Below are 18231 nucleotides of genomic sequence, written 5' to 3'. Positions count from 1 at the left end.
TAGTAAACATTTAAAAAAAATATGTAGGTTTGCTTTATGCTATTTTCAGAAATTTTAGGACAAGAACACATTAAAAGCCACCTTACAAAGAGTGCAGATTTTGGGCGCGTTCCACATGCGCAATTGTTTGTAGGTCCAGAAGGTTCTGGAACATTACCTATGGCAATTGCTTATGCACAATATTTATTATGCAACAACACCAATGCCGAAAATACTGAGGGTAATGAAGTTTGTAATTTGAAATTTAAAAATCTATCTCATCCAGATTTGCATTTTGCGTTTCCAGTTGCGACAAATGATAAAATTAAAAGTCACCCAGTATCTAGTCATTTTTTAGAAGAGTGGCGCCAGTTAATTGAGAAGCAACCCTATGGCAATTTATTTGATTGGTATCGTGCTCTAGGCATTGACAATAAACAAGGTCAAATTGGTGTTGATGAAGCTCAAGATATTGTAAAGGCATTATCTCTTAAATCTTATGAAGGTGGTTACAAAGTTATGCTCATTTGGATGGCTGAAAAAATGAATACTTCAGCGGCTAATAAATTACTTAAGCTTATAGAAGAGCCTCCTAATAAGACTATTTTTATTTTAATTGCCGAAGATGAAGAACAAATTATCAACACCATTAGATCAAGATGTCAGGTCTTACACTTTCCTCCTTTGGCTGAGGATGTTATTAAAGATGCTTTAATAAAAAACTATCAAATCCCTGTGGCTGATGCTGTTAAAATAGCTCATCAAGCCAATGGAAATTACAATAAAGCTTGTGATGTTGTTTATAGTGATAGTGAAGATACTCAGTTTGAAGAATGGTTTGTATTTTGGATTCGCTCAGCTTTTAAAGCAAAAGGAAATAAAAGTGCTATTCATGATTTAATTTCTTGGAGCGAAACCATAGCTAAAACTGGCCGTGAAACTCAAAAGCAATTTTTAAGTTTTTGTCTTGATTTTTTTAGGCAAGCATTATTACTTAATTATAATGCTGATGATTTAGTGTTTATGGAGCCCAAAACCGCATTTAAATTAGAAAAGTTTGCCCCTTTTGTGCATGGGAATAATATTCTGGACATTTCAAATGAACTACAAGATGCTATTTACCATATAGAGCGCAACGGAAACTCAAAAATTATTCTAACAGATTTGTCTATAAAGCTAACACGATTACTACACAAAAAATAAAAGCTTTTAATAATAGGCACTAGAATTCAACCCTAAACACAACATTAGGTGTTATGCCAAATGATAAGAAATCTGAACGAACAACTTCATAATCGGGATTCTCTCTATCATCTACAGCATCTCCCTGAAAAAATTGACGAAATAATACATTTTCTCTATTGTACAAATTCAAAATAGAGATCCCCACTTTTCCTTTCCATTTTCCGTCTTTAGAAAACTTAAACTTATAAGTAGATGAAAAATCTAGTCTATGGTAATTGGGTAAACGTTCTTCATTTACCTCTCCATAATTAAAATAAATAAATTGTTCATCTGATGTTATGGATTCTAAAAGGGTGTATGGTCGTCCTGTTCTTATTCGCCAACCTAAAGAAACTTCTAAGTTTTTCCAATTGTAAGCGTGAGACCAACTAAAGTTATGAGTAATATCGTAATTTCCTGAGTAGGTTCGTCGGTCGTTAAATTCAAACGTATCAAAATCTAATTCATTAATTGTTATGTCATTATTTAAAAAAGAATACGCTACCCATGTTCTATAGTTTCCAATTTTTTTATTAATCAAAACATCAACACCAAATGCTTCTGTTCTTCCATCAGTATAGAAAAAAGAAACGTCTCTAAAACCTCTTGTATTTGTTGTCACCCCTTTTATGGTTCTATAATATGCATCGATATCAATATTCCATTTGTTCTTTTTAAATTCAATTCCAGCAGAAACTTGCCTGCTTTGTTGCACAGGAATACTATCTCCAGAGGCCAATGTCCAAACCTGGTTTTCGAGTCCAAACCCTAAATTTGAAGACTGAAATTCTATCACTTGACTTACCGCTTGGGTTTTCGCTTCAAAAGCAGCTTTTAAACTTATGGTATTAGATAACTTAGTTTTTAGTGTAACCCTTGGTTCTAAAAATAATTCATCTTCTACCGAATAGTGTGAAACTCTAACACCAGCAGTTGTTTGAAATTTTTCTCCTTTGAACTGATATTCAGAATACGCAGCATGTGTAATATTGGTTTGAGAGAGTGACTCTTCAAAAGGAACATCATCAAATAACTCTAAAAAACTATATAAATCATAACTCACGTCATTAGTCGAGAATTGATATCCTGTATGAATACTATGCTTATCATTAAACTTCAATGTGCTTTCAAGAGATACGCCAACTTCCATGATATCGTTATTTTTTTCACCTTCTTCAAAAAACCCAAAAATGGTTTTCTCTCCTGCATAATCCAATTTGAAATTAGAAAAAAATGCTTCTGTCTTAAAAAATAAATGATCACTCTGTGCTCTGTTCCACGTTAAACTTGCTCCTCGGTTGCTAATTTCTAATTCGTCTTCAGAGGTTTCAACATCATCTTCAAATCTGAAATTATAATCCAAATCATTAGTGGTGTATAAGGTGCTGAATGTTAATTTGTCTTTAGGTGATAATTCAGCAATTAGCTTTGCTGTATAATCAGCAAAATAAAAAGTGTTATCTACTGTTGAGTTTAGTTCGTTTTCATCAATATAGGATCTAATATCTTGAAATACTCTATCTGAATAATTTTTAAATGTTACTGTTTCAAAAACATCATTAAATGAACGTCTTGCTGACACCACTAGGCCGAGTTTCTCTGTTATTGGTGTTTTTAGATAAACATCTGCGTGAGTAAAATTCGTACCAAATCCAATTTTTAAATCTTTAGGAATATCTGGAGTAGAAGTAATATCGATAACACCTGATAGGGCATTCCCATAACGAGCACTGGTTCCATTTTTTGTCAAATTAACCTCATCCGTTACATAAGGGTTAAATGCAGATAATATTCCAAAAAAATGTCCAGAATAATACATTTTTATACCATCCCATAATACTAGATTTTGATCTGGTGTTGCACCTCGAATATATAACCCTGATGCGGTTTCATCTGGACTTTGTACTCCAGGCAAAATTTGAAGACTTTGAAGTACGTCAGGTTCAATAAGCCCTGGAAGTATCGCTAATTTGTCTGGGTCAACAGAGATAGAACCATTATCTGTTTTATTTATTCCTATTGTTGGAAACTCAGATACAAATACCTCATCTAATTCTTGTAAGTCTGATATTCTTTTGGTGGATTTTGCTCCTAAGGTATAGTAACGATCTGTAATTTTTTTAAACTTTACGCTCGATTGCAATGTTATAGCCTGTAGGACATCTTCAAGGCTAATATCATTTTCAGATAGTGTAATAAATTGATTTTCAATTAATTTTGTTTTAAAGGAAAACTTGATATTAAATTTTGATTCAATATCTTTTAATACATCTCCTAAAGGTGCTTGATTATAGTTTACAGAATTATTTTCTTGTGAGAATGCTGTAAATGAAAGTAGTAGGACGATTATTAATAATCTTAATCTCATTCGCTTTTAAAAAGAACAATCTTTTGTTCTTCTTCAAAAGTATATGAAATTTCCATAGCATCAAATAAAGTTTTTAATGCTGTATTGAAATTATCATGAGTAAAGCTTCCTGTGAAGCGTTGGTTTTCATCTACATTTTTATTTTCAAATGTAACATTGTATTGGTTTTGGAAAGTAATTAAAACTTGGTGTAATGGTGCATTAACAAAACTACTTTCGCCTTGAGTCCATGACGGGTGAGTTTCTGTAAAATTCCAAGCTTCGGTTTCACCAATTATATTTCTGTATCCCATTCCGCGAGTTAGTATGGTAGATTTTCCTTTTGTGTCTGATGCTTTTACTTTTCCCTCTAAACAGGTTACCTCAAAAACATTTGACTGAACTAATACGTTAAATTTAGTGCCTAAAACTTCTACCAAACCTTGGTTAGTTTTAACAGTAAACTTAGACCCTTTTTCTACTTCAAAAAAACCTTCTCCGCTTAAACTAACCTCTCTTTTTTTATCCCAATTGGGCTCATCAAATTCAATTGAGGAATTAGCATTTAATAAAATTTTTGAGTTGTCAGGAAGCGTAACAGTAAGTTGCTCTCCATAAGCGGTGTGATATTTGGCTGTGTCGTTGACTAAGTAAAAATATCCAAAAGCTAGTACCAAAATAGCTGCAGCAGTATACATCCAGTGTTTTAATTTTACTACTGGTTTTGACTTTTGTTGTTTTAAGCTTTGGATTTTAATATACTCTTGGTCAATATCATAAGTAGGTACGTTTAAGGCATCAGCGGCATCTATAATCTTTTTATAATCTTTATAAGTATCAGAGGTCTTTAAAGCGCTTATCTCTTGCTCTGATAACTCACCTTCAAGCCATTTTCTGATTATCGATCCGTTTGTAATATCTTTCTCCATTTTAATCTCGATTACTTATGTAAAACCTTTATGTTTCGTTTTACCCTACTTTAAATATGACTTATTTTTTTTCTTAAGGATTCTAAAGCGTTACTCATTCGCTTTTCTACAGCCTTAACTGAAATACCTAACAGTTCAGAAATTTCACGGTATTTTTTTTTATCAATTCGGCTAAGTAAAAATACTACTCGTTGCTTTTCTGGCAAATCAGCTATTGCGCTATTTAGCTTGGCTAGAAACTCTTTTTCTTCTAATAAAAACTCTGGACTTTCATTAGTTTGTTGATTGGTTATCGTTTTTTCATATTCTAAAACCACCTTTTTATGAGCTACCTGATTTAAAAATGCATTATTTGCTATAGTAAACATGTAAGACTTTGCTTTTTTAAAAGCAACTTTAGCGCAATTCTTCCAAAGTTTAATGAATGTATCTTGAACTATATCTTCGGCCTGCTGAAGATCTCCACATTTGTAATAAATATAATTTCTAAAGACTTTAGAATGTGTTTTGAAAAACAATTCATAGTTTTTTTCATCACACAAAGAGGTATTCTTCGTTGTAGTCATTTATTGCTATAATAGATTTGGAGTTAAAATTAAAAAATAATACTTAAAAAGTAGGGTGTTTACATATCAAACTGTTCTACATACTCAACCATTAATTTTTACAGTCCATGAAGACTAACTTACGCCCATTGTTATTGTTCTGTTTTGTGTTTGTTGCGTATATTTCATTTGCACAGCAAACACAAGGAAAAACAGAAACTCTACTTTGGGAGCAACAGCTAGATTATAAATTTGTTCCTAGTATTGCAGACCAAATCAAAGACAACACCTTTATTGCCGCAGATCTAGTAAGTGACAGAGAAAAATTAGGGAGACCAAAACAATGGTCTGGAAACAAAGTTGTTCCAGGAAAAGGTTCCTCTGGTCCAGATGCGCTCTTACCACTTCAAAGAAATGCCCCACAAATACCAATGAGATCTACAAACTTGGTTTTTGATTCTACCACAAATACTGCTACACCTTCTGATCCAACTGGAGCTATTGGTTTAGATTTTTATATTGCCTCATGGAATACTGCCTTTCAAATATTTAATAGAGATGGGTCTCCAGCAGCTGGAATGCCTAATGCTGCTGATTTAGCTACGGTTTTTGGGGAAAACCCTGGAGATCCAATCGTATTGTATGATGCTGCCGTAGATCGCTATATATTAACTCAATTCTCTGGAAATCCAAACGGGTTTAGCGTTGCTGTTTCACAAACCAACAACCCTGTGACTGGGGGTTGGCATGTTTATTCGTCTTCAGCATTTCAAACAGGTGCTTTTCCTGATTACACAAAATTTTCTATCTGGTCTGATGCTTACTATGTCACTGCTAATATTGGTGGTGGTAATGGAAATGTTTGGGCTATAGAAAGAGATAAAATGTTAGTTGGTGATCCTACTGCAAGTATTCAGGCATTTACAGCACCAGGATTAGTTACTAGCGGATTCTTTAGCCCACAGGTATTTAACGTTGGAAATGGTCCTTTACCAGCGACAGGAAATGCAACTATGGTTTATATGCAAGATGATGCTTGGGATGGTGTTGACCCAGGAGATGACCATTTAAAACTATGGACTATAAATATAGACTGGACTACTCCTGCTAACTCCTCAATTTCTGCTCCTATAGAAATTCCTGTAACAGATTTTGTTGGTGTATTTGATGGTGGTGCATTTAATAACTTACAACAACCAAATGGTATTAGCATAGATGCTATGCAAGCCACTATAATGAACCAAGCTCAGTTTAGAAAATTTCCAACACACAATTCTGTAGTATTCAATTTCGTGGTTGATGTAGGTGTTGGTGAGAAATTGGCTGCTGTACGTTGGTATGAACTAAGACAATCTGGTGATGGTCAACCTTGGTCTATCTATCAAGAAGGAACATACTCAGCACCAGAAGGAAGACATGCCTTTGCTGCCAGTATGGGAATGGACGCAACTGGAAGCATTGCAATGGCATATAGTTCAGTAAGTACTACTCAAAGTGTATCATTACGATATACAGGTCGTTTTGATGGAGACCCTTTGAATGTGATGACTGGAATTGAAGAGACTATTGTACAAAGTAATACAGATAATCCAACAACGAGATATGCCGATTATTCGCATTTAACTATAGATCCATTAGATAATGAAACCTTTTGGTTTACTTCTGAATACTTCAGAAACGGAAACAGAAGAGATGCTGTTGCTTCTTTTCAAATTACAACTCCATTACCTAATGATGTTGGAATAACCGATATTACAGCTCCTGAAAACGGTGTGTTGTCAAGTACAGAAAACATAACTGTAACTATAAGAAATTTTGGTGAAAATGAGCAATCTAATATCCCTGTAAGCTATACGATTAATGGAGGAACTGCTATCAACGCTACTTTTGTCGGACCATTAGGAGCTGGGGCAACTACTTCATATACATTTACTCAAACAGCAGACCTATCAACTAACGGGCAAGATTATGAGATTATAGCTTCTACAGGATTAGCAAATGATGATAATACAGACAATGATAGCTTTACTAAGACTGTTACAAATGCTGTTTTATATTGCGAGCCTTCAGCAACTATTGGTTGTGGGGTTGATGGCATTAAACAATTTATTTTGGCTGACATCTCAGCTGATGATGGTGGTGATGGTTGCAATACAACTGGTGCTTCATCTGGTTATGCAGACAGAAGAGATTTAACTACTAATCTAGATAGGAGTCCTGGAAATAATGTGTATACCTTACAAGCTCAAACCAATTGGGATAATGGCGCCAATGTTGAAGCTTTATCTATTTGGATCGACTTTAATGATGATGGAACTTTTCAAGATTCAGAACGCCTTATTTCTGGAGCATTCTTTACTGCAGTTGATGCGCTTGTCGATTTCATATTAACCATACCAACTGATGCGCCTTTAGGGTCTCACGTGTTAAGAGCTAAAGCAATTGATACATCTGCAAGTGGAGATATTTTAAATCCATGTAGCAATTTTGCATATGGTGAAGTTCAAGACTATACCGTGAATATTATTGATAGCACTCTTAGCTTACCTGAAATTGACTTGGATGATTCTGAATTCTCCATTTTAAGTCATCCTGATAATCAGTTTGAAATCATTCTAAAAACATCTATAAACGAAAAATTAAGTTTTAGTCTTTATACCATAACAGGTCAAATATTAGCCTTTAACAACATTGAAAAAGAAAATAGTAACGAATATCGCTACGAACTTGATATGTCATACGTATCAAGTGGAGTTTACATCGTGAAACTTGGAAGAGGAAATGTTTTTAAAGTGGGAAAAATTGTTGTGAAATAGAAAAAGTGTTATGGTAGAAAAAAAGAGAGGTGTTAATTCACCTCTCTTTTTGTTTATATTCTGATTATGTGGTAGTTATGTCTTATTCCTTAGATTTGTAATCTGCATTAATAGCCTCAATGATTGTCTTTGTGATATCATTTTGTTCGGTTCCATACATAACACTTCCTGCTTCATTTTTTCCTAAAATGAAACTGTATCCATTTGTTTTACCGTAATTAGCAACAAATGTTTTAACATTGCTAATAACTGAATCTATTTCAACATTAAATTGCTCAGTTAAATTTTGTTGCTCTCTTTGTAATTGTTGTTGTAATAACTGTTGTTTTTGACCTAATGCTTGGTATTGCTCTTGTTGCTTTTTTTGAGAAAACTTAGTAGCATTCACCTGAAAGTTTTGAGCTTCTAATTGGAAAGCTTGGCTGATACTATCAGCACGTTTTTTGAAATTTTCATCTTTCAATTTATATTTTGCCTCTACGTCAATTTTTTCTTGGTATGCATTTATTACTTCTCCATTATCTACAAAAGCAATTTTTTGTTGTTCTTGGCAAGATGTTAAAACAAATACAATAGCGAATACACCTAATAAATTTTTCATGTTTAGTTTTTATTAATTTTTTGCAAATGTAAAAAAGAGATTGAATAGTTATGCAAAAAAGATACTATAAGTATTTTTTATAGAGGTTATATATATTATTTGAAAAATCTATAGAAAATGGATCCAAATCCAAAGCGCTATTCCGGTTTAAAAATAAAACAACCACATTATATGTATTTGCTTCTTATAGGCGCTTAAATCGCTTAAAATTGCGTTTTAACCTTTTTTAATGACGTATATTAAAGATGAATACTCTCCTGAACGTTTAGCTTTCATGTTTGATCTCCACCCTATCCAAAATGCCTTAAATACATTCATAAACCCATTTTTATATTTTTCAGAAAGAAGAGATACATAATATGCATCAAAAGTCATGGGTATTGTTTTTATAACTGACATGTTTTTATTTTGCGCCAATTTAGAAATAGTAGCTTTAGAGAAATGCCACAAATGTCTTGGAACATCATAAGCTGCCCAAAAACTTTTGTAATGGTTAGCATCATAACTTTTAAAATTAGGAACCGCAATCACAAGTCTTCCGTTTCTTTTTAAAAGTGATTCGAAAATTGCAATATGTTTTTCTAATTCTGGCAAATGCTCGAGCACATGCCAAAGTGTGATAACATCAAAACTATGAGGTTTAATTTTTAATAAATGATCAATATCAAACACAGAGTTATTAGTTTTTTGATTAGCAATTAAACGAGCGTTTTTGTTTGGTTCAATTCCTGAAACTATCCAATTATTGTCTTTAGCTATTTTTAAAAAATCACCTGTTCCACATCCAACATCCAAAAGTGTTTTGTCATTTGAATAAAAACTATTAATTAAATTTAGTTTTCGTTTAAGCGCAATAGATTTTATAATGTGGTATACACGCTCAAATATATTTCGTTTAGCATCAGTATGAGAAATGTAATCATCACTATCGTAATACTTGGCTAATGTGTCTTTGGAAGGTTGAGGGGTTGTTTCGAGCATGTCTAATACATCATTGTGCATTAGTTGAAATGTTTCACCAGAAACAGAATAGTCTTTGACTTCTAGATATAGATTTTTATTAGTCTCTTGTATCACTAATTGAAAATTATTTATTGTTTAATTGAGTTGTTCCACGTGAAACATGCTTTAAAAAAGCAATTTATCGACCCAGATACACTAACAAAACAGAAACATCAGCAGGAGAAACACCGCTTATTCTGGAGGCCTGTGAAATCGTAACAGGCTGAATTTTGGTTAGCTTTTGAATTGCTTCAGTGCTCATAGATTTTAACTGTGTATAGTCAAAATTTGAAGGGATTTTAACATCTTCTAACCTGTTTAGTTTATCAGCATTGTTTTTTTCTTTTTCTATATATCCAGAATATTTAACCTGTATTTCCGTTTGTTCAATAACCTCTCTATCAAGATTGTGTTCTTGAATATAGTTTTCAACAGCTTGAAATTGACGCATATCTTCAGTCGTAATATTGGGCCTAGAAAAGAGTTTAAACATCTTATCAGATTGTTTAACTAAAGATGAATTCTTTGCTTCTAAAACTGGATTAGCTTCTTCTGGTTTAACACTGGTTTGTCTAAAGAAATCAACAAAATTTTCAGATTGGGTTTGCTTTTGCTCCATACGCTTTAAACGCACCTCACTAGCTAAGCCCAAATTATAACCCTTAGGAGTTAACCTAAAATCTGCATTATCTTGTCTCAATAACGTTCTATATTCAGCACGAGACGTAAACATTCTATAAGGTTCTTCTGTGCCTTTTGTGATTAGATCGTCTACTAAAACACCAATATATGCCTCATTTCGTTTTAGTATAAATTCGTCTTTTTCTTGAACTTTTAATGCTGCATTTATTCCTGCCATTAAACCCTGAGATGCCGCTTCTTCATAACCAGTCGTGCCATTGATTTGACCAGCAAAAAACAAACCTTCTACAAGTTTAGTTTCAAGTGTATGCTTTAATTGTGTAGGTGGAAAATAATCATATTCAATAGCATAGCCAGGTCTAAAAAATTTTACGTTTTCAAAACCAACTACAGATTTCAAAGCATTATATTGAACATCTTCAGGAAGCGAAGTAGAAAAGCCATTGACATAGACCTCAACAGTATTCCAGCCTTCAGGTTCTACAAATAATTGGTGTCTATCTTTATCAGCAAATCGATTTATTTTATCTTCAATTGAAGGACAGTATCGCGGACCAGTACTTTGAATTCTACCATTAAACATAGGTGAACGATCAAACCCGGCTCGAAGCAAATCATGTACTTCAGGGCTTGTATATGTCATGTGACAAGAACGCTGTTCTGTAAGCGGCTTAATATGTTCTAAATAAGAAAATTTTTCCGGTGTATCATCTCCAGGTTGTTCAATCATTTTTGAATAATCAAGGGATCGTCCATCAACTCTAGGTGGAGTTCCTGTTTTCATTCTTCCAGAATCAAAACCTAAATCTATAAGTTGTTCAGTAATGCCTGTAGCTGCTCTTTCTCCTGCGCGTCCTCCACCAAAATTTTTATCACCTATATGAATTAAACCATTTAAAAAAGTACCATTAGTAAGGACAACTGTTTTGGCTTTAACCTCAATTCCAAGAGATGTTTTAACCCCAATCACTTTATGGTTTTCAACTATCAATCCAGAAACCATTTCTTGGTAAAAATCTAAATTTTTTGTTTGCTCTAAAAGCAACCTCCAGTCTTCTGCAAATCGCATACGATCACTTTGCACTCTAGGACTCCACATTGCAGGTCCTTTAGACTTATTCAACATTTTAAATTGTATTGCAGATGTATCACTAACAATTCCGCTATAACCACCAAGCGCATCAATCTCTCTAACAATTTGTCCTTTTGCAATTCCTCCCATGGCAGGATTACAAGACATTTGCGCGATGTTCTGTAGGTTCATGGTAATAAGCAAAGTTTTACTACCCATATTAGCAGCAGCAGCAGCAGCTTCACTTCCAGCGTGTCCTGCCCCAACAACTATCACATCATATACTTCGTTGAACATAATATATTACATTGTTCCACGTGGAACGTTATAAATTAGAATTTTTCAGTTTGCAAATATACATCGAAATCTTAACTATTAGCAAAGTAAGCTTAAATGGTAGTCTTCCCGTTCTCGCATTAATTTGGCATCTTCTTCGGTTTTGTCTTTATATCCGCAATAATGTAAAACACCATGGATAATTACACGAGCCATCTCTTCTGTAAACTCTACCTTAAAATTATTCGCGTTATCCTCTACTCGTTCAACAGAAATAAAAATATCGCCATGTAGTTTTTTTCCCACAGAATAATCAAAACTAATAATATCAGTTAGTGTATCGTGATTTAAAAACTCAATGTTTAAATTATATAGATAGTTATCATCACAGAAGATATAATTGATATCACCTTCAACACAGTTTTCGACAGAAATAGCTTGTGAAACCCATTGAGACATCTTTAATTCATCCTCTAATTGAAACTCTGTTTCGTAGTTAAAACTAATCATTAGCTTTTTTAAAATACTCTTGAACTTTCTTTTTATAAACCTGCTGCAAAGGTAAGGCTTGACGATTTAAAATTTCAGTAGTATTAAAATATTCTTTCGCCTTAGGAATTTGATTAGGAACTGTATTATCGTATGACTTATTATTAGTTTCAGATTGACGTTTATTGTCTTGACCTTGCATAAAGGTGGCGTTCTCTAGTTTTAATAATTGATGCTGAAGTTCCATCATTTTTTGAAGCGTTTGATTAGTGAACCCTTTATTAATTAAATCCAACTCAACTTCTTCCATTTTTTTTAATAATTGACCACCTAAGCCTTTCTTTCCCTCTTTACCTAATCTATTTTCTAATGCCTGACGTAATTGTTGCTGACGTTGATAAATATCATAAAGTTCTCCATTTTGCACTTCATTATTTCCTTCTCCTTGTCCTTCACCATCTCCTTCGCCTTGCATTTTACCTTGTTTACCATTATCTCCTTCTTTCCCATCCTTTCCGCCTTCTTTTTTACCGTCTTTGCCATCTTGGGAGTTTTCACCTTCGCCACTTTCTCCATTTTTACCATCCTTGGGTTGTTTTCCTTTGTCTCCCTTCTTCATCCCTTCTTCCATCTTTTTATTGAGCTCTTCCTGACTCATAATAATATCTGGAAGCTGCTGTCCCTGACCTTGACCTTGCCCCATAGATGGGTTCATTTGCATATTCATATTATCTAAAACATCACTCAAAAAACTTGCAAGTTCATTAGTAGAAGTAATGGTATATTGCTGAGATGATATGCCTTGATATATTTGATTTTCAGATAGTTGCCCTAAAGATTTATCAATATTAAAAAAGACATTGGTGATTTGTGAATTAACTTGTTCTGAAATAGCTGGCTGCCTTAAAGATAGGGCAAACAAACTATCATCTATGTGTTCAAAATGCTCTCTAAGATTATTTTGTTTACGCAAAAACTTACCATATTCATTATGATTTACCTCTATGCTTTTGAATTGATTCATTAAGCTTTCTTGATCAAAAGAAAACAGTACCAGATTATCAAGAATTTGTCTTAACACCTCAATATCTTCTTGCATCTGCTCTCCTCCACCCATAGACATTGCTTGAGCCATTTGCTGACTCATCTGTTTCATCTTTTTAGCTGCTTGTTTTTGTTTCTTTTTAGCTTTTTGCTGATTTTGCTGAGGGTTTTGAGGTTCTCCTTCGGGTTGCTCTAGTTTTTCTTCCTCTTGAGATTCTTGATTTTCTTGTTGCTCCCCTCCTTTTTGCTCTTCTTTCTTTTGCTCTTCTAGTGCATCTGTTGCTTCTTTTTGATCTTGCTTTATAGATTCTTCTGTTGGCTTATCTGTAGGTAAATCCATTGGCTTTTTAAGCTCTTGGTTTTCCTTTTCTAAGTCTTCCATTTGTTTTTGAAAATCTTCAAACTTTTTATTGAGTTTCTCTTGCTCCTCTTTAGTGTTATTTTCTTTAGACTCTTCAGAAAGTTTCTCTTGCTCTTCAGATAAGTCTTCAAGTTCTTTCATGAGCTTCTCAGCTTTCTTAGCTACATAAAACCGCTTAGTTAATTCTAAAAGTTGTTTTAAACTTTTCTCTTTATTTTTATTCTGTTTCGCCAGTTCCTCAAGCTTTTGTGTAAACTCTTCTTTATTAATTTTCTCTTTCATCTTCTCCAACTCTTCTAGTAGCTTTTCGTCCTTCTTGAGTTGCTCTTCATTCTCTTCTAAACGCTTTTGAAGATCTTCTTTAAATTGATCTTTCTCTTGGTCTTCATTCTGAAACTCTTCTATATTTTCTTTAAGTTTCTTGTTGAAGTTTTTCATCAACTGCTCCTGCTCTTTCTGTCGCTTTATAAAGTTTTCGAATTTCTTTTTATCATTAAAGTTGAGTTCTTTCTTTTCTTTTTGAGTTTTCGACAATTCCTTTAATTGCTTATCCTGCTCCTGAAGTTTTTCAAATGTTTTACTAATATCCTTTATGGTTTCGTTTTGTTCTTGCAATTGTTTTTGCTCTTCTTCATCTTTCGTTAACTTCCTATAACTAAAAACCGAGCTTTTAGAACTTTTATAACTATGTAGTGCATCATTGTCAAACACCTGAAAATACAGCTCATAATCTACACCTTCTTCCAAATTCAACTGGTTAGGAAACGCACTAACGAACTCATCAAAATTAGATTTTGAAACTGGCATAATTTCTACCAACTTTTGTTCGGGGCTATCAATTGGGTAGTAGACCATCTGAAGCTTGCTCAATCCATAATCATCGCTAACTTGACCAAAAAAATACAAGGTCTGGTTATCTAAAGAGTCCTTTTCCATCTTCACATTCATCTCAGGATAATTATCTTTAACAACAGTAATAGAAAACGCTAAATTCTCATAGTCTTTTAGTTGTTCGTTACTTGTACTAATACTATAGTCTGTATTAGTGTAAATTCTTTTTGAGGCTTCAAATTGGGTCTCAGACAAAACATTAAATGCTATGGTATCTTTAGAGTACAACACGACATCATCAGTAGACTTTGTGTTTACTCGCCATGTAACATTTGTACCTTCGGGGATTGTCGCATTACCAGTGCTTTTCAAAACCTCATCGTTCTTTTTGGTATATGCTGGATAATCCAGCATCATTTCAAAATTAAGAAGTGTTGGTACTTTAATTATATCTAAATTGTAGCTTTTAGATTGTACGTCATTAGCCGATAAGCTAAATGTTAGGGTTTCTTTTGGTTGGGCGAATACAAACTCAAACTGTCCTGGCGTAGTTTGTTGCATGAAAAATGACTGATCATTAAAGTGAATTTGGGCATTTTCAGGAATAATATCGCCAGCCGTATTTACAATCACTTTAAAGTCCTTGTTTTCTATTGCTTTCAAATTATCATTAACTACAAAAAACTCAAATGGTGCGGGTGGCTCATAAGCGGTATTGTAATTCACAACGCGTTCATAACTATCACTAAACCAGTTAATTTTTCCAGTCACAAAAGACAATAGTAAAATAAGAACTGGAATGGCCGCATATTTTAAATATTTTGCGTTTTTCCGAAAATTCACCGCTAATTTGAAGGGAATTGGAGTTAGTTCTGCAGATTTTTGCTCTATACTAGCTTCAAGTAATTCGGATTGCTTATTAGTATTGTTTAGCTGAAGTACGTTTAACAGTTTATCGTTCACCTCTGAAAAGTGGTTGCCAATAATTTTTGAAGCATCTTCATAATCAATACCTTTTTGAAGTCGAAACAATTTTGCCAAAGGAAAGGCAATAAACTTAGCAAACAAGGCTAATTCAACAGCTATAAACACCCAAAACAGAATGGTTCTTGCTGTAGGGTTTAACCATAAAAAATACTCGATAAGTAATGTAAATATCAAGTACAACAACCCAATTGAAAAAAACAAAATAGCTCCCTTCAGTAATTCATTGGTATAATAACGCTTAATGAATCGTTCTAATTTGCTCTGAATATGTTTAAAATTACTTGTCATCCGAATAATTAACTCACTAATCTACAATTTTATTTTAAACAGTAAATATCTAAATTTGGTAAGATTCTGTTAATTTCGAGGAGTGGTGTTAAAATAAAGACCAACTCAAAATCAATAATCACATGAAAGACCTCAAATATCTTACAGCATTTTCAATTCCAATTATGGCCTTTATTGGTGTCTATTATAAAGGTGGTTTTGTGTTTCTTACACCTTTATATGCCTTTGTAATCATTCCTTTGTTAGAGCTTATTTTTCCTATAGACACCAACAACCTATCTACCGAAGATGTTAATAGTAAGCTTAAATTGAAACTCTTTGATTGGTTATTATACCTCAACCTTCCTATTGTTTATGCTTTAGTCGTTTTTGGTTTGTATGACTCTACAACCTCAACAATTGAAACCTACGAACGAATTGGAATGATGGTTTCAACTGGTATTGTTTTGGGTGTTAATGGAATAAATGTGGCGCATGAATTAGGTCATAGACAGAGTACCAATGAACGCTTTTTAGGGAAGGCTTTACTTCTACCGGCTCAATATATGCACTTTTATATTGAACATAATTTTGGCCACCACCTAAATGCTGCAACACCAGAAGATCCAGCAACAGCAAGGTATAATCAAACTGTATATTCGTTTTGGGTAACCTCAATTTTTCGACAATATACGAGTGCTTGGCAGATTCAGAAAAAACTATTAAAAAACAATAATAATAGCTTCTTTTCCGTAAAAAATGATATGCTTTGGTATGTAATATTTCAAGTTGCATACTTGGTTATTGTATATATACTTTTTGGAAGTACAGGCGTTCTATTTGCGTTCATATCAGCAATTATTGGGTTTCTATTGCTTGAAACGGTGAACTACATCGAACATTATGGTTTAATTCGACTTAAAACAAAATCGGGTCGATACGAGCGTGTTAAAGAAATCCACTCTTGGAATTCTAATCATGTTATTGGAAGGATTGTATTGTACGAACTCACACGACACAGTGATCATCATTATAAATCATCAAAAAAATATCAAATTTTAGATTGTCATGATGAAAGTCCACAGATGCCATATGGCTATCCCACTTCTATGGTGTTGTCTATGGTGCCGCCATTATGGTTTTCTATAATGAACAAGCGTATACCAAAAAACATGGTTGAAAAGAGCCTATTATAAACTATAAACGGAACTCATTAATGTTATAATACACTTTACATTTAGCTTAAAGGTGCTTTAATTGTTTTCAATCTAAATCAATACATTATTATTTGCTTCAAAAACGTTTATTATTAGTTAGTTTGATGGTTAGTAAAATCAATAACCTTATAATCTTTATAAACTTTTTCTTTTAGTAATAAACCGTTATTGTCGTACCAAAAAATAGAACCGTCTCCGTTTTTAAAGGTTCCTTTTTTTCTGTCTTTTCCGTTTCTATCGAAACTAGAAACAACCATAAATGGTTTATCATTCTTATATATTATTTCACTTGCTAATTGTCCATTATCATGATATTGTGTCCACTTACCTTCATATTTACTGTCTTTAAAACGCTCTACAACAGCAATCTGACCATTATCATGGTATTGAATAAATTTACCGCTGACTTTATAGTCGTATGTTGACTTATAATCAACATACTCTTTTAAAGTTTTAGGGTTTCCATTTTCATAATACTCGGTGTCTATTGATGTTTTTGTATTTAAATTTTGAATGCTCTTTCTTTTTACTTCACCACTTTCATAATATTTTATGATTTTCTCGACTCCATTTTCTGAATAATCAGATTCTCCTCTTAGTTGTCCATTTTCATAATATTGATAATTCGTTTCTTCAGACCCATCTTCTTTATAGTTTGTCTTACTTTTTAGCTGTCCTGATTCATAATACGATTCTTCTTTTATTTCTATATCATCCAGGTAATGCACAATTGACTTCAAATTCCCATTGTCAAAATACCTAACCTCTTTTCCGTCTTGGTTATCATTAATATGGTTTCTGATTAGCACCACTTGGCCGTTTTCATTATAAAACTTTGATTCACCGTGTAAATCTCCGTGTAAATAATTTTCAACTGATTTTGTTTGACCATTTTCATGATATCTTTTGAGTAAGCCATGAAGTTCATTGTTTTTGTAATTTTTAACTGCTTTAAGTTGAAACCCTCCATCATCATAATAATGAGACTCTTTACCACTAATTAGCCCATTATTTAGAGTGTAATTTGCTAGCATTAATAACCTGTTGCTCTCACTGTATGTTCTAATAATACGACATTGCTTGTCATTGTCATAAGCTCCTTTAGCGCTTAAGACTCCATTTTCAAAGTAACATTCAAATTCTGGCAACATTTCACCATTATCATAATTATACGCACATTCTAATTGACCAGAATCATAGAAAGTTTTTGCCTCATTATCAAGTTTACCATCATTGAAATTAGCTATAAAAACCTCCTTTCCTTCTCTATTGTATTCAATCCACTTTCCATGAAGTTCACCATTTTTAACTTCAATTAAATATTGGGTCTTTCCATTTTCAAAAGTCATTATAATTTCCCCATTACCCTTCTTTAATACCTCATCTTTAAAAACCTGATTTGCATAATCTTGAAATGCTTTCAAAAACTCCTCTTTGTTTTGCGAAAACGCATTAACACTTAAAATAAAAACTAGAAAGGTCAAAAATAATCTCATAAACATGGTACTAAATAAAGCTAAATGGTTAATAATTAAATACGATAATAGAAAAACTCAAGCATTCGTGGAAGTGTTTGATGATATATTTCATTTTTCTAAGCTA

12 protein-coding genes are annotated in these 18231 nt (G+C 33.1%); 3 read left to right on the top strand and 9 right to left on the bottom strand.

Annotated elements, in window-relative coordinates:
* The first annotated feature begins 36 nt into the window (after window positions 1-36).
* Window positions 37-1182, top strand: coding sequence for a DNA polymerase III subunit (locus ACTU6T_RS06445; RefSeq protein WP_460220417.1), 1146 nt, complete (start codon window positions 37-39; stop codon window positions 1180-1182).
* Between the two features lie 19 nt (window positions 1183-1201).
* On the opposite strand, the gene ACTU6T_RS06440 is transcribed toward ACTU6T_RS06445, so the two are convergent.
* Genes ACTU6T_RS06440 through ACTU6T_RS06430 form a run of 3 tightly spaced genes read right to left on the bottom strand, consistent with a single transcriptional unit; the run spans window position 1202 to window position 5045 of the window.
* On the bottom strand, window positions 1202-3571 hold the full coding sequence (locus ACTU6T_RS06440; RefSeq protein WP_460220416.1) for a TonB-dependent receptor domain-containing protein: 2370 nt from the start codon (window positions 3569-3571) through the stop codon (window positions 1202-1204).
* On the bottom strand, window positions 3568-4479 hold the full coding sequence (locus ACTU6T_RS06435) for a FecR family protein (protein ID WP_460220415.1): 912 nt from the start codon (window positions 4477-4479) through the stop codon (window positions 3568-3570). The genes ACTU6T_RS06440 and ACTU6T_RS06435 overlap by 4 nt, the downstream gene beginning before the upstream one ends.
* A 50-nt stretch (window positions 4480-4529) precedes the next feature.
* Window positions 4530-5045 (bottom strand): RNA polymerase sigma factor, encoded by a 516-nt coding sequence (locus ACTU6T_RS06430; protein ID WP_460220414.1) that lies wholly within the window; start codon window positions 5043-5045, stop codon window positions 4530-4532.
* A 107-nt stretch (window positions 5046-5152) separates the two neighbouring features.
* On the opposite strand from ACTU6T_RS06430, the gene ACTU6T_RS06425 reads away from it, so the two are divergent.
* Window positions 5153-7840 carry a GEVED domain-containing protein gene (locus ACTU6T_RS06425; RefSeq protein WP_460220413.1) on the top strand — a complete coding sequence of 896 codons (2688 nt, stop codon included), beginning with the start codon at window positions 5153-5155 and terminating at the stop codon, window positions 7838-7840.
* Between the two features lie 82 nt (window positions 7841-7922).
* Here ACTU6T_RS06425 and ACTU6T_RS06420 read toward each other — a convergent pair whose 3' ends face one another.
* The 5 genes from ACTU6T_RS06420 to ACTU6T_RS06400 all read right to left on the bottom strand — a co-directional run bounded on the left by ACTU6T_RS06420 (window position 7923) and on the right by ACTU6T_RS06400 (window position 15433).
* Window positions 7923-8441, bottom strand: a complete 519-nt coding sequence (locus tag ACTU6T_RS06420; RefSeq protein WP_460220412.1) for an OmpH/Skp family outer membrane protein — start codon at window positions 8439-8441, stop codon at window positions 7923-7925.
* A gap of 216 nt (window positions 8442-8657) precedes the next feature.
* A complete protein-coding gene (locus ACTU6T_RS06415; protein ID WP_460220411.1) occupies window positions 8658-9518 on the bottom strand; it encodes a class I SAM-dependent methyltransferase in 861 nt (286 codons plus the stop codon).
* 64 nt (window positions 9519-9582) lie between these two features.
* Window positions 9583-11454, bottom strand: a complete 1872-nt coding sequence (gene mnmG, locus ACTU6T_RS06410) for a tRNA uridine-5-carboxymethylaminomethyl(34) synthesis enzyme MnmG (RefSeq protein WP_460220410.1) — start codon at window positions 11452-11454, stop codon at window positions 9583-9585.
* A gap of 78 nt (window positions 11455-11532) precedes the next feature.
* Window positions 11533-11943, bottom strand: coding sequence for an rRNA maturation RNase YbeY (ybeY, locus tag ACTU6T_RS06405; protein WP_460220409.1), 411 nt, complete (start codon window positions 11941-11943; stop codon window positions 11533-11535).
* Window positions 11936-15433 (bottom strand): DUF4175 family protein, encoded by a 3498-nt coding sequence (locus ACTU6T_RS06400; protein ID WP_460220408.1) that lies wholly within the window; start codon window positions 15431-15433, stop codon window positions 11936-11938. The genes ybeY and ACTU6T_RS06400 overlap by 8 nt, the downstream gene beginning before the upstream one ends.
* Before the next feature lie 122 nt (window positions 15434-15555).
* Between ACTU6T_RS06400 and ACTU6T_RS06395 the strand changes: the two genes are divergently transcribed.
* Entirely contained in the window at window positions 15556-16608 is a 1053-nt protein-coding gene (locus ACTU6T_RS06395) for an alkane 1-monooxygenase (protein ID WP_460220407.1), read from the top strand.
* 113 nt (window positions 16609-16721) lie between these two features.
* Here ACTU6T_RS06395 and ACTU6T_RS06390 read toward each other — a convergent pair whose 3' ends face one another.
* Window positions 16722-18125, bottom strand: a complete 1404-nt coding sequence (locus ACTU6T_RS06390; protein ID WP_460220406.1) for a toxin-antitoxin system YwqK family antitoxin — start codon at window positions 18123-18125, stop codon at window positions 16722-16724.
* Window positions 18126-18231: the final 106 nt, after the last annotated feature.

The organism is Psychroserpens citreus (assembly GCF_055686305.1).
The sequence above is the reverse complement of the archived record's forward strand: the minus strand, read 5'-3'. Positions and strand labels throughout refer to the sequence as shown.